Consider the following 11,973-nt stretch of genomic DNA (forward strand, 5'->3'; position numbering starts at 1 on the left):
GAAGTTCTGACTTCCGACACCACCATGCACAACGATCCAATCATTGTTGTGGGAGGTGGATTTGCAGGTCTAACAACAGCATTAGCGCTGAGTAATCAACGGCCACGTCCGCCGTTGTTATTGATTGAGCCGCGCCAACAATTCCTCTTCTTACCTCTTCTCTATGAGCTTCTCAGCGGCGAAATGAAGAGCTGGGAGATCGCTCCCAGCTACGACAGTCTTCTCCAGGGGCGACGCATTCCCCACCTCGATGACCGAGTGACATCGATCAATACAGAGCAGAAATCTCTACAAACCAGCCGCGGCCAGGTTCTGAACTACAGCCAGCTGGTGCTCGCAACTGGCTCTGAGCCCGATGACTTTGGGATTGCAGGAGTCAAGGAGCATGCCCTGACCTTTCATTCCCTACTGGATATTCCTCCACTCAAAGAACGCGTCCACAGTCTTTGCAATCGAGCAGCCAAGGATGGGGCACTGGTCATCGTTGGCGCAGGAGCAACAGGCGTTGAATTGGCTTGCAAACTCAGCGACATGCTGAAGGGATCCGCCGCCGTTCATCTCGTCGAATTAGGGGACAGCATTCTCTCCCGCTCCCGAGCCTTCAATCGTGAACAAGCACAAAAGGCACTTGATCAACGGGGCGTGCATCGTCACCTGAACACCCGCGTGACCTCCTTATCAGCAAACGCCGTACAACTCCTTACAAACGACTTACCGCAATCTCTCAACCATGACGGTTTGATCTGGACGGCAGGGACCAAACCGGTGCTGCCCACCCTGAGCCCCAACCCCACCCGGGAGCGAGGGCTTCTCTGTGTTGACGATGGGTTGCAATTAACGACAGACCCCAATGTCGTGGTCCTTGGGGATGTCGCCTCTCATAACGATGCAGACGCCCCTTGGCCCCGCTCTGCGCAATCGGCACTCCAGCAAGGAGCGGCGGCGGCTCGAACACTTCAGGCCATTCGAAGAGGACAGGCTGTTCCCAGTTTTCAGTTTCAAGATCTTGGAGAGATGCTCAGTCTTGGCATGGGAGACGCCTCGATTACAGGAATGGGACTCACCCTTGCCGGCCCACTCGCCTATCGCATGAGGCGACTCACTTACCTCGCTCGAATGCCAGGACTCTCCTTGAGCTTGAGGTCTGCAGGCGCCTGGCTGGTTCATTCTTGAAACAGGCTCGTCTAGCAGGCCGAACAAATGGCCTACGCCCGTCACTGAACCGTCAGCTTGAGCGTCTGAGTCAGAGGAGGCACCCCAGCTCAAGCGGCGCTGATCCGCTCACCCTGGAACGACTGTCTGAGCTGGTGCTCGATTTGGGGCAGCCGTTGCATCTGATCGTCGACGAACGAGGACTCTGCCGACTGCTCTGGGTCGGGCCCCTGAGCGAATCAGAACAATTACGCAGCCATCTACCTGGAGGGCCACGACGGATCAAGCGACGCTGGAGGTTGATCAGCAGCTTGCAAGGAAAAGCGGGAACGGACCTGAAGCCCGATGGCAGAGATGCCGTCGTCGCCCTCGACCTCAAGCCCGATACCTGGCTTCGTTTTCAGGCATCGCCCTCCACAGGAGGTGGGCATCTCGCCTCACTTTGGCAACCAGATCCAGGACATCAGTCTGGCTGGCATCAAGCCGCCCTTGGCACTCTCATGGAGCTTTGCGACCGTCCCGCTCCAGAGGCCAAGAAAGAACTTGATTCCACTCGAGCTGCGACGGCTCCTTCTGAAGGACAAGAACGGGTCTTGCTGCTCATTCTCACGGGTGCCGACACACAGCGGAGCGAGAGGGATCTGGCTGAATTGGAGGGGCTCGTTCGCAGCGCAGGTGCACTGCCCGTTGCGGTCTGCCGGCAACGACAGGGACAACCCAACCCTCAGACACTCTGGGGTACTGGAAAATTACAAGAGGCGGCGCTCGAAGCGAGACGCCATCAAGCCACGCTCGTGATCACAGATCGGGAACTCTCTCCAGTTCAAGCCCGCAATCTTGAGTCAATCATTGACTGCCCAGTGATGGACCGCAGTGAGTTGATTCTGGATATTTTTGCCCAGCGAGCGGCGAGCGCCGCTGGACGACTTCAAGTTGAGCTCGCTCAATTGCGCTATCGGCTTCCGAGGCTGAAAGGCCGCGGCCTCAGCCTCTCGCGCCAAGGAGGAGGGATTGGAACGCGAGGGCCAGGTGAAACCCAATTGGAGAAGGATCGCCGCGCCATCAGCCGTCGCATCGAACATCTCGGGCGATCACTGATCGATCTAGGAGCCCATCGTGCCCGCTTGCGCGATCGCAGGGACGGCCTACCTCGCGTCGCCCTCGTGGGTTACACCAATGCCGGAAAATCATCTCTTTTAAACGCGCTGTGCTGTCGCAATCCAGGGCTGGCGGTTCTGGCGGAGAACAAGTTATTCGCCACGCTTGATCCCACGACGCGAAGACTCAGCCTTCCCCAAACATCAGCGGCACCGAAAGAGTTGCTCATGACAGACACCGTGGGATTCATTCGTGAACTTCCCAAACCGCTGATGGAAGCATTCAGAGCCACGTTGGAGGAAACACGCGAGGCCGATCTGTTGCTACTGGTGGTGGATCTCGCCGACCCCGATTGGCAATCACAATTGGAAGCGGTTCATCAACTCTTGGATGGCCTCAGCTGTGACCAACTGCGCAAAGTGGTGGCCAACCAAATTGATCGTTGCGACGCTTCGGCGATCGATGCGATTCGCACGCTCGAACCGGATGTGATCTATCTATCAGCCACGGAGGGTACGGGACTGAAGGGTCTGCGAAACTGGCTTGAAAAGCAGTTTTGGGACGGCGAACCAACCCCTGAATCCTTCACCCAACAGCCATCATTCCCCGACCATGGCTGAGCTAAACCATGGCTGAGCTCATCGATAGTCATCAGCAGGCTCCCACCCTCATCCTCCAGGCGCTACGACGGCCTGGTCTGATGCTGTCGCTCAGGAGTGCTGCATTGATTGTCTTGCCACAGAGAGGCAGGTGAAAGCGATGCCAATTCCCTACGCCATTCACCGCACTCAGGCCTGGTATCGCCGCCTAACAATTCCCCAGTTCACCGTTGTAACGGGGTTACTTGTCATCGCAGCCGGCACACTGATCCTCGCGACACCACTGTGTTCAAGCTCCAGAGTGGGCCTGTGGGAAGCCTTCTTCACAGCCACATCAGCCGTGACAGTGACAGGGCTTTCGGTGATCGACATCCGCGAAGATCTGACCCGCCCTGGGCAAATCGTGCTGGCCATGATGATCATGGTCGGAGGCCTGGGATTGATGGCGGTCACGACATTTCTGCAGGGGTTTGTGGTTCGCGGAACCGCTCTTCGGCGTCGCCTCGATCGTGGTCAAACCCTCGATGAATTTGGCGTAGGGGGTGTAGGAACCACCTTTCGCGGCATTGCACTCACTGCTGTAGTGCTGATCTTGATTGGGGCGTTCATGCTCTATGTCTTTGGCTTTACAGACATTGCGCCTGGAGGAGAACGTCTATGGGCCGCTCTCTTTCACAGCATTTCTGCGTACAACAACGCTGGTTTTGGACTCTGGAACGACAGTCTTGAGAGTTATCGCACCAACAACACTGTGAACGCAGTGATCATGGTGTTGGTAATCCTGGGCGGACTGGGCTGGCGTGTCACCAATGACCTATGGATCAATCGCCAACGGCTTAGACGACGTCATCTCAGCCTGCACACGCGCCTCGTTCTGCGCACCTCTGGTCTTCTCATCCTGATCGGGACCTTCGGATTAATGCTGACGGAATCCCTCTCGCTAGGCCATGTGCTCACAGATATGGGGTGGGGAGAACGGTTAATGAGCGCCCTTTTTGAATCAGTGAGTTCAAGAACCGCTGGATTCACCACGGTTCCCCTCTCTCTGAACAGCATTTCCGATTCAGGCCTGTTGTTGGTGATGACCCTGATGTTCATCGGTGCGAGTCCGGGAGGAACAGGAGGTGGAATCAAAACAACAACGGTGGCAGCCCTTATGGCCGCTACGCGCTCTACCCTGCGAGGTCACAATGATGTAGTAATTCGCCATCGACAGATCTCCGACAAAGTTGTGCTGCGCGCTTTAAGCATCACAGTTGCCTCACTTCTGTTTGTGCTGGGGATGGCCCTCCTATTGGCACTAAGCAGCAATCTCAGCGGAGAAGAACCCTTCACTTTCCTGGAGCTGGTTTTTACGTGTATTTCCGCCTTTGCCACCGTGGGATTGGATCTAGGCGTTACAAGGCAGCTGGCTCCTTTTGGTCAGTTTGTGCTTGTGATGGGAATGTTTGTGGGACGCCTGGGAATCCTCTTGCTTTTGAGCGCCATTTGGGAGAGTTTCAACCGTGGACACCTACAGCGCGAGAATCGCGTTGGTTATCCCCGTGAAGATCTCTATGTCTGATCACCGATCCCTGGGAGCAATGCAGTGAGGGAGTGGTGGCATTGGTCCCAATCCAACCAGGCAGAACCTTCAAGCTTCGGGATTGTGGGATTGGGTCGTTTCGGGAGTGCTGTCTGCAAGGAACTGATGCAAAACGGTGCTGAAGTTCTTGCTGTCGACCGTTCCTCCAAGGCAATCGAGGAACTACGCCAACTTGAGCCCTCGATCGAAGCCCGGATTGTGGACTGCACCGATGAGGAAGCGCTTCGCGAAGCGGGGATCCTCGATATGGAAACAGTGGTTGTCGCCATCAGCGAACCCATCGAAGCCAGCATCACGGCCACACTCATTGCCAAAGACAGTGCAGGAAGCAAGGTTCGGCGCGTCATTGCACGCGCCACCAGCGATTTGCACGAAAAAATGCTCAAGCGCGTGGGAGCAGATCGAGTGGTCTTTCCCTCCCGAATGCAGGGCGAACGGCTGGGTGTGGAATTGGTACGCCCCAACCTGATGGAGCGACTCGAACTCGATAAGCATCATTCGATTGAAGAAATCAAGGTGCCTGGGATGTTCGTGGGGCGCTCGCTACGAGACCTAAACCTGCGCAAGAATTTTCGCGTGAATGTTCTTGCGGCAGGTCCGGCGAAAGAACTCATGGTCAACCCACCAGCGTCCCATGTGCTTCAAGAAGGGCACGTTCTCGTGGTGATGGGTTTAACCGACGATCTTCAAGAGCTTCCGAAAACCTGAGTCATGCGCGTTCTCGGATTGATGAGCGGCACAAGCGCCGATGGCGTAGATGCTGTTCTTGTCGAACTCTCCGGGTCCGCCGACCATCCCCGTTGGTCACTGTTGCGGTCGGCATCGCTGGACTATCCAACCTCGACACGACAACTGATCTTGGCCGTGGGCCAAGGCGAAGCCAAAACCGCCTCCTCTCTCCTCAATCTTTCCGAAACGATCACCAAGATTCAGGCCGCAGCAGCTCTTCAGTGCGACCCAGAAGAACAGGCGCAGCTGGTGGGATGTCATGGCCAGACCCTTTGGCATCGACCTCCCAAACGAGCGGGAACTGGCGAACTTCAGCGTGGAGCGAGCTGGCAGATGCTGCAAGCACCCCTGCTGGCGCAACTGCTGAATCGCCCTGTGATCTTCGACTTTCGGGCTGCTGATCTGGCACTTGGAGGTCAAGGAGCACCGCTTGTTCCCAAAGCTGATGCGGCCCTTTTGGGACGAACCAAAGGCTGGAGAGCATTGCTGAATTTGGGTGGCATCGCCAATCTCACCCTCATTCCACCTGATGCAGGTCCTGATCGACTCCAACCCGTCAGGGGGTGGGATTGCGGGCCTGCCAACAGCTTGATCGACCTGGCGATGGAACAGTTCAGCGAAGGGGAGGAAAGCTGCGACCAGGGCGGCCGCCTTGCGGAGACTGGTCACTGCGATGAAGCCTTGATTCTGCGCTGGCTTGCTGAGCCTTACTTCCAGCTCAACCCTCCCAAGTCCACAGGTCGTGAAGTCTTCGGACGAGCCGATCTAACGAGGCGCCTTCGAGACATGCAAGGACAACCGATTGCCAATCAAATCGCGACGCTCACAGCCTTCTCAGCGGCTGTTGTAGCGCAAGATCTTCAACAGCTCTCCAACCAAAACCATCCCCTCCCCATCGAGCTAGTGGTCGCTGGCGGTGGCAGCAAGAACCTCACGTTGATGCGAGAACTCAACACACGCTGCCGAGGCCTAAGACTGCGTCGCAGCGACGAGCTTCAACTCCCCAGCCAAAGCCGTGAAGCCATGGTGTTTGCTCTGTTGGCGTGGTGGCATCACTTGGGATATCCAGGAAATGCACCTGCGATCACTGGTGCACAGCACGAGGTCGTCCTCGGAGTACGCGTCAATCCGGCTTGATGGCCCAGCAGCCGCGCAGTGAATGCCGCAGACCAGTCATAAAACACCTACGTAAAGACCTTGAAGTCAAGCTGGATCAAGTCGGGCGATGAAGCCTGACGCGACGTGGTGCGCCCCGCAGCCGACCGGTTTGCTTCGACTCCAGAGCACTGCGTAATTGCTCTGTTGACGACTGATTTGCAGCCGCTACTGGAGCTGCCACTTGCCTGTCGCCTCCCTGTTCGTATCGCTGAACCCCTTGCTGAATCAACACCTTGGCCATGTTGCTGACCGTGCGCGATTCATCCTCAGCCAACGCCGTCAAGCGGAGGCAAAGATCTTCGGGGAGCACCACCTGAATACGAGGTGACTTGGGCTTCCCACTGGATGAATTTTGGCGAGTGGCCACGACCCAGAAAGAGGCAGAGCTACTTAAAAGTGTACAGAGATGTGCAAGGGTAGTATCCAGCACTATGCTGCTGTCATTGATCAGATCCCTGATCCAACTGCAGGCCAGGCCCTCGGCCCACCCATTCCAGGAGTGCCATGCCCCATTCCCAAAGCCAGGACATCAGCTCACCCCAGCTACCTCCAGCTACCAAGCCGGTTCCTCGTAAAAACAATCGTCAAAGCAACGACCGACGAAAGACTCGGCGCCCGAGCCGAACCCCTGAAAACAGCGAAGTGCTGGTTTCAGCTGTCATCAGCACCTACCTGCTCACTCACCTCCATCACGTGCTCCAACGAGCTGAATACAGCGCCGTTCAAGACGGACGCCGGTCACAAGCAGCCAATTACGCCCAGCTGCGCAAAGTGCTTTGCATGGATGCCCGCAGCATGGAAGACGCATCAGCCTCTGGGCTTAAAGCCACGGAGCTCGACCAAGCGGCATAGCGAGCTGCATAGGGAAGGGATGGCAGTTCGTGATGGCGTGAATAAGGTTTCGTCAGAAGCATGACGATCATGTCCAACGCAGCTGCGCTGTACGCACGCATTGAGAATGATCGAGACCTCAGCAAGGGGTTATTCAGGCAGGCACTTCAAAATCCTTCAGGAGCCCTCGATTCCATCTGCGAAATCGGAAATCAACTCAACTTGCCTGTCACGCTCCAAGAGGTGAAGGATCACATCAACAGTCTCGACGACGAGATCACTAAGCAATGGCTGATCAAAGCGAGGGGGGGGCTTTAATTTCGGCTGCTTGCGTGGAGTCCTTGGACTCCAATGATTGGCCAGAGGGCGCGAAGGCACGCTTCGGTGCCGAACGTTCTCGCACACCTCCTCCTCCTGCCCAACTAAAAAACAACCAATAACTAATCACGGCAAGACCGGCTGCCACCACAAGGGCCGTGACTTGCTCTAGTCGACGCATTGAGCCTCCTCCAAGCTCCAGCAGTCTGCCTGGAAACCCCGACACGGGATGATGGGTTATCCCTGCCTCCACTCCGTGCTGCGACTTGAGCGAGTCGGCAAGATTTATCCCACCGGAGAAGTTCTGAGGGATGTGACCTGGGAGGTCAAGCCCGGAGACCGTATCGGCCTTGTTGGCGTGAATGGAGCAGGCAAATCAACCCAGCTACGGCTGATTGCTGGCATGGAAGAAGCCAGCAGTGGCCAAATCGTGAAGCAAGGCGAGCCAAGAATCGCTTACCTGCAGCAGGAATTCGATGTTGACCCCAGCCGCACGGTACGAGAAGAGCTGTTTCAAGCCTTTGGCGAGGCCGCCATCGTGCTGGGCAAACAAAAAAAAGTTGAATTGGAGATGGGGTCCGAACGCGCGGCGAAAGATCCCGATCATCTCGACGCGCTCATTCACGAACTAGGGCGACTGCAGACCCGGTTTGAAGGACTGCATGGCTACGAGCTCGATGCACGAATCGACAAATTGCTCCCCACCATCGGTTTCAAGCTCGAGGAAGCAGACCGCCTGGTTTCGGACTACTCCGGCGGCTGGCAAATGCGCCTGGCACTTGGGAAAATCCTCCTACAAGACCCTGATCTTCTTCTATTAGACGAGCCAACCAACCATCTCGATGTCGAAACGATTCAGTGGCTCGAGGGATATCTCATCGAACAAAAGGCTGCATTGGTCGTGATCAGTCATGACCGTACATTTCTGGATCGTGTCTGCAATCAAATTGTGAGCACGGAGCGAGGAGTCTCGAGGGCCTACTTGGGCAATTACACCTCGCACCTCGAACAAAAAGCACTCGAGCAAGAAGCCTCACAAGCAGCTTTTGAACGACAGCAGAAAGAGATCGCAACCCAACAGGCCTACATCGATCGATTCCGTGCCAGTGCAACGCGCAGCACCCAGGCAAAAAGCCGAGAAAAGCAGCTGGACAAAGTGGAGAGGGTTGATGCCCCGGTTGAGTCGGTGAGTGGACCCAGTTTCCGATTCCCCCCCGCACCACGATCTGGGGCACAGGTGGCTGTCATCGACAACATGACCCACAGCTACGGGGAAAACATCCTTTTCATGGAAGCTGATCTCGAAATCGAGAGAGGGGATCGGATCGCCTTTGTTGGTCCCAACGGAGCCGGAAAGTCCACCCTGCTCCGCTTGATCATGGGAGTCGAAAGTCCTGATGAAGGTTCAGCAAGGCTCGGGGAGCACAACATCATTGCCAGCTATTTCGAACAAAACCAAGCAGAAGCCCTTGATCTCAACAAAACGGTGATTGAGACCATGTTCGAAGCCGTTCCTGATTGGACACAAACTCAAGTGCGCTCACTACTGGGGAGTTTCTGTTTCAGCAACGACAGTGTTTTTAAGGACGTCGGCAAACTTAGTGGCGGGGAGAAAGCACGCCTTGCCCTTGCTCTGATGTTGCTCAGTCCCTGCAATTTACTGGTTCTGGATGAGCCCACAAACCATCTCGATATCCCTGCCAAACAGATGCTTGAAGACGCGCTATGCGACTACGAAGGAGCTGCTTTGCTTGTATCGCATGACCGTTACTTCATCTCACGTGTAGCAAACAAAATCGTGGAAATTCACGATGGTGAACTCGTGACATATCGGGGAAATTACGCTTACTACCAAGACAAAAAGGCTGAGGAAAGGGCTGAAGCTGAGACAAAGCGGCTGATTGCCGAGAAAGAAGCCAAGCGCAAAGCGAATAACGCAAAGCAAAAAGAGCGTGCTGCCCGCAAAAAGAACGCTGCGTAGCAAGGCCTCCCCTTAGCCGCAAGACGAAACTTCACACTTGTTTAGGCAGGAAAACTCATTTCTCTTTACCAGTTCAGACGGTGTGGATAGGCTGACATCACTGATCCCCAGTCGGCCATGCACAACACCCAAGCACGTCATGTCACTGCCGCTGGGGCAGCTTCGTCCATGACTGAAAGCGCTGAGCATGCACAGACTTGGGACGCTGTGGAGACTTACTTCGAGTGCATCACAACGTGCTCCCTCGATGATGGGGAATGCATTACACGCTGCGTAGAGCAACTCAAAGACACAGACGGCTAATTAATAGATACGAGACGACTATCAACGCAAAGCTGTCATCTCAACGGGCGTAATTGCAAGAGTCATACGTTGACCTGATCTCATCACTTCAAGATTTAAGGGTCGATCTACTCCATGTCGATCGATCGCCGAAACAACTTCAGAGGGATTGCTAATCGATTGACCATCGATTGACACGATCACATCATCGACTCGCAAGTTCCCACGATCGGCGGGGCCACCTGGCACGACTGATCGAATCACAGCTCCAGGAGGAGCAGTCGCCCCTGGTCTTGGGGCAGGAACCGTTGAAAGCCCCACACCCACCATGGGGTGACTCGCCCTTCCCTCCTTGACGAGCTGACTGGCGATCGCCCGTGCCCGATTGATAGGGATTGCAAAACCGAGACCTGCCCCTGGTCCTGACCGCACGAGGGTATTGATTCCAATCACATCACCACGAGCGTTCAACAACGGGCCACCCGAATTACCAGGGTTAATCGCAGCGTCTGTCTGGATGAGATCAAGACGCTTTCCTGCAATTCCCAGTTGTGACATGTTGCGATTGAGGTTGCTGACAATACCCATCGTCACTGTGTTCTCAAGACCGAAGGGATTCCCCACAGCGATAGCCCAATCCCCCACCTGAAGACGATCTGAGTTGCCCAAGGGCGCCGTAGGCCATGGCCCTCTTGTTTCCAACTGCACAACGGCCAAGTCGGTTAGAGAATCCTGCCCAATCACCCGACCAGCGACACGTCTGCCATCAGGCAGTCCCACCGTGACTCGATCCGCATTCTCCACGACATGAGCGTTGGTCAGAACCAAGCCTTGTTCATCAAAAATCACGCCACTTCCCTGCCCACGCTCAACCCGTGAACGCGGAGCCGATTGAGATTGCATCCCAAAAAAGCGGCGCAGGAATGGATCCGCCATCAAGCTCCTAGGGAGTCCATTTCCACCCATCGCCCTGACAGTTCGCTGCGTTTCAAGAGTGACAACAGCCGGTCCACTGCGTGCGACAGCTTGCGCAACGAACGACTTAGGTGCGACGGCTTGTGCAGCCCCTGCGGAGAACGCTCGAGGCGGTTGCATCAGCAACCCGGGGAATGTCAACGCACCAGCGCAAACCAATGAGAGCAAAGGATTAGACACCGCCATGGCCGCGATTTCATCAACGTGATGAGTCACCGTGACCATAGGAAGTGAATCCCCAGAAGAACAGACCCATTTCCTGCGATTTCATGACTGGATACGACCAGGGTCCGCAAAAGCAACGTCCCTTTGTCGACAAGGAGCGATGATGGAATGGATGGTTAGGCCCATCTCCGAGTTCTGCGGTGATTGCCATGCTCAGCAGCCTGTTTCCTCTTGTCTATGGACTGATCTTCATCGTCCTGTTGTGGCAAGCCTTTCGTGTGATGGGACGAGGGTTCAATGCTGCAAGCAAACCGCTTGTGTCGGAGAAAGTCGACCGGACAGGTCGCCTGACGATTCATCCAGAGCTTCTTGATGGAGAAGGACGCCTCACGGAGGAGGATCTTTTGACCGTGCGATTTGGCAGCGATAGTGAACCTCCAAATCCAACTTCGAACCCCGGTGAATAAGTTGGGTTGATGGCAACTGCTTGAGTTGTCCTATTGACTCGTAAAGGGGACTCCTAGGTGGATCAACGAACACGGATTGTGGCTGCGGTAATCAAATCCGTGAAACTGCCGCCCCGCTTCCGCTTAAGGCTGTTGAAAGAAGATCCTGTTCGGCTTGAACTCAGCCTGACTCCTGCCTACGGGAAAGACCCTATTCAGGTGGGACTGGTCGAATCGTTGGATCTAGTGGCGCGCCGAGATCGGGAAGGCCGCATTCCACGAGACCTACAGGGCACCTGGGACTGGACCGTGCGTCATGGCGATGTCAGCACAGGAGGCTGGAACCCCTATCTCAAGGAGGCACTGCAAACCATGTTCGAAACAGGGCTCCCAGCCATCGTTTATGAAGAGCTCACGGGTGAGGAATACCACCCTGTTGACGGGGCACGTCACATTCGCTGACGTCTGATTTAGGGAAGTTGTGAAGCACTGCAAACAGGGAGTGAGAATCCTCCCTGAGCTCAGCTAAACATGAATTCAATCCGGCCTTAAGGATTTCTTCATGGCCTCCATTTCTGTTCGCTTTGGTCCATTGGTGAGGCTCTTGGCGGCCTTCGGAGCCCTCAGCAGCATTTTGCTCGTTGGGATGATCAA

15 protein-coding genes are annotated in these 11,973 nt (G+C 55.5%); 12 read left to right on the forward strand and 3 right to left on the reverse strand.

Annotated features, from left to right (window positions below):
* Positions 1-24 precede the first annotated feature (24 nt).
* From SYNC_RS11500 to SYNC_RS11520, 6 genes are read left to right on the forward strand one after another with little or no spacing between them, the layout of a single operon-like run.
* Positions 25-1,173 (forward strand): NAD(P)/FAD-dependent oxidoreductase, encoded by a 1,149-nt coding sequence (locus SYNC_RS11500; protein WP_041426728.1) that lies wholly within the window; start codon positions 25-27, stop codon positions 1,171-1,173.
* Complete coding sequence (hflX, locus tag SYNC_RS11505; protein ID WP_011620412.1) at positions 1,170-2,870, forward strand: GTPase HflX; 1,701 nt, start codon at positions 1,170-1,172, stop codon at positions 2,868-2,870. Before SYNC_RS11500 ends, hflX begins: the two co-directional genes overlap by 4 nt.
* An 8-nt stretch (positions 2,871-2,878) precedes the next feature.
* Positions 2,879-3,004: a hypothetical protein gene (locus SYNC_RS15185; protein ID WP_011620413.1), complete on the forward strand. Its 126-nt coding sequence runs from the start codon at positions 2,879-2,881 to the stop codon at positions 3,002-3,004.
* Positions 3,005-3,009: 5 nt separating this feature from the next.
* Entirely contained in the window at positions 3,010-4,413 is a 1,404-nt protein-coding gene (locus SYNC_RS11510; RefSeq protein ID WP_011620414.1) for a TrkH family potassium uptake protein, read from the forward strand.
* A 24-nt stretch (positions 4,414-4,437) separates the two neighbouring features.
* On the forward strand, positions 4,438-5,142 hold the full coding sequence (locus tag SYNC_RS11515; protein WP_011620415.1) for a TrkA family potassium uptake protein: 705 nt from the start codon (positions 4,438-4,440) through the stop codon (positions 5,140-5,142).
* 3 nt (positions 5,143-5,145) lie between these two features.
* The gene (locus SYNC_RS11520) at positions 5,146-6,300 is read left to right on the forward strand and encodes an anhydro-N-acetylmuramic acid kinase (RefSeq protein ID WP_011620416.1); all 1,155 of its coding nucleotides are present in this window, start codon (positions 5,146-5,148) and stop codon (positions 6,298-6,300) included.
* Between the two features lie 76 nt (positions 6,301-6,376).
* Here the strand turns inward: SYNC_RS11520 and SYNC_RS11525 are convergent, their stop codons facing one another.
* Positions 6,377-6,688 (reverse strand): hypothetical protein, encoded by a 312-nt coding sequence (locus tag SYNC_RS11525; protein ID WP_041427115.1) that lies wholly within the window; start codon positions 6,686-6,688, stop codon positions 6,377-6,379.
* Between the two features lie 137 nt (positions 6,689-6,825).
* On the opposite strand from SYNC_RS11525, the gene SYNC_RS11530 reads away from it, so the two are divergent.
* Entirely contained in the window at positions 6,826-7,173 is a 348-nt protein-coding gene (locus tag SYNC_RS11530) for a hypothetical protein (protein WP_041426729.1), read from the forward strand.
* Between the two features lie 69 nt (positions 7,174-7,242).
* Positions 7,243-7,470 (forward strand): hypothetical protein, encoded by a 228-nt coding sequence (locus tag SYNC_RS11535; protein ID WP_011620420.1) that lies wholly within the window; start codon positions 7,243-7,245, stop codon positions 7,468-7,470.
* Here the strand turns inward: SYNC_RS11535 and SYNC_RS11540 are convergent.
* Positions 7,448-7,696 carry a hypothetical protein gene (locus SYNC_RS11540; protein ID WP_369791612.1) on the reverse strand — a complete coding sequence of 83 codons (249 nt, stop codon included), beginning with the start codon at positions 7,694-7,696 and terminating at the stop codon, positions 7,448-7,450. The genes SYNC_RS11535 and SYNC_RS11540 overlap by 23 nt on opposite strands.
* 3 nt (positions 7,697-7,699) lie before the next feature.
* On the opposite strand from SYNC_RS11540, the gene SYNC_RS11545 reads away from it, so the two are divergent.
* Both SYNC_RS11545 and SYNC_RS11550 read left to right on the forward strand, forming a co-directional pair.
* A complete protein-coding gene (locus SYNC_RS11545; RefSeq protein WP_011620422.1) occupies positions 7,700-9,451 on the forward strand; it encodes an ATP-binding cassette domain-containing protein in 1,752 nt (583 codons plus the stop codon).
* Positions 9,452-9,568: 117 nt separating this feature from the next.
* A complete protein-coding gene (locus tag SYNC_RS11550; protein ID WP_041426730.1) occupies positions 9,569-9,754 on the forward strand; it encodes a hypothetical protein in 186 nt (61 codons plus the stop codon).
* A gap of 21 nt (positions 9,755-9,775) precedes the next feature.
* On the opposite strand, the gene SYNC_RS11555 is transcribed toward SYNC_RS11550, so the two are convergent.
* Positions 9,776-10,933 carry a trypsin-like peptidase domain-containing protein gene (locus SYNC_RS11555; RefSeq protein WP_011620423.1) on the reverse strand — a complete coding sequence of 386 codons (1,158 nt, stop codon included), beginning with the start codon at positions 10,931-10,933 and terminating at the stop codon, positions 9,776-9,778.
* 149 nt (positions 10,934-11,082) lie between these two features.
* On the opposite strand from SYNC_RS11555, the gene SYNC_RS11560 reads away from it, so the two are divergent.
* Together SYNC_RS11560 and SYNC_RS11565 are read left to right on the forward strand one after the other, a co-directional pair.
* Positions 11,083-11,340: a DUF2973 domain-containing protein gene (locus SYNC_RS11560; RefSeq protein ID WP_041427118.1), complete on the forward strand. Its 258-nt coding sequence runs from the start codon at positions 11,083-11,085 to the stop codon at positions 11,338-11,340.
* Positions 11,341-11,397: 57 nt separating this feature from the next.
* Positions 11,398-11,781 carry a hypothetical protein gene (locus tag SYNC_RS11565; protein ID WP_006854531.1) on the forward strand — a complete coding sequence of 128 codons (384 nt, stop codon included), beginning with the start codon at positions 11,398-11,400 and terminating at the stop codon, positions 11,779-11,781.
* The last annotated feature ends 192 nt before the right edge of the window (positions 11,782-11,973 follow it).

The sequence above is a fragment of the Synechococcus sp. CC9311 genome (assembly GCF_000014585.1).
Lineage (GTDB): Bacteria > Cyanobacteriota > Cyanobacteriia > PCC-6307 > Cyanobiaceae > Synechococcus_C.

Excerpts from the sequence above, each read along its gene's own strand:
- SYNC_RS11520 (WP_011620416.1), top strand. The coding sequence starts at position 5,146 with ATGCGCGTTCTCGGATTGATGAGCGGCACAAGCGCCGATGGCGTAGAT.
- SYNC_RS11510 (WP_011620414.1), top strand. The coding sequence starts at position 3,010 with ATGCCAATTCCCTACGCCATTCACCGCACTCAGGCCTGGTATCGCCGC.
- SYNC_RS11550 (WP_041426730.1), top strand. The coding sequence starts at position 9,569 with ATGCACAACACCCAAGCACGTCATGTCACTGCCGCTGGGGCAGCTTCG.
- SYNC_RS11560 (WP_041427118.1), top strand. The coding sequence starts at position 11,083 with ATGCTCAGCAGCCTGTTTCCTCTTGTCTATGGACTGATCTTCATCGTC.
- SYNC_RS15185 (WP_011620413.1), top strand. The coding sequence starts at position 2,879 with ATGGCTGAGCTCATCGATAGTCATCAGCAGGCTCCCACCCTCATCCTC.
- SYNC_RS11500 (WP_041426728.1), top strand. The coding sequence starts at position 25 with ATGCACAACGATCCAATCATTGTTGTGGGAGGTGGATTTGCAGGTCTA.
- SYNC_RS11535 (WP_011620420.1), top strand. The coding sequence starts at position 7,243 with ATGTCCAACGCAGCTGCGCTGTACGCACGCATTGAGAATGATCGAGAC.
- SYNC_RS11530 (WP_041426729.1), top strand. The coding sequence starts at position 6,826 with ATGCCCCATTCCCAAAGCCAGGACATCAGCTCACCCCAGCTACCTCCA.
- SYNC_RS11545 (WP_011620422.1), top strand. The coding sequence starts at position 7,700 with ATGATGGGTTATCCCTGCCTCCACTCCGTGCTGCGACTTGAGCGAGTC.
- SYNC_RS11555 (WP_011620423.1), bottom strand. The coding sequence starts at position 10,933 with ATGGTCACGGTGACTCATCACGTTGATGAAATCGCGGCCATGGCGGTG.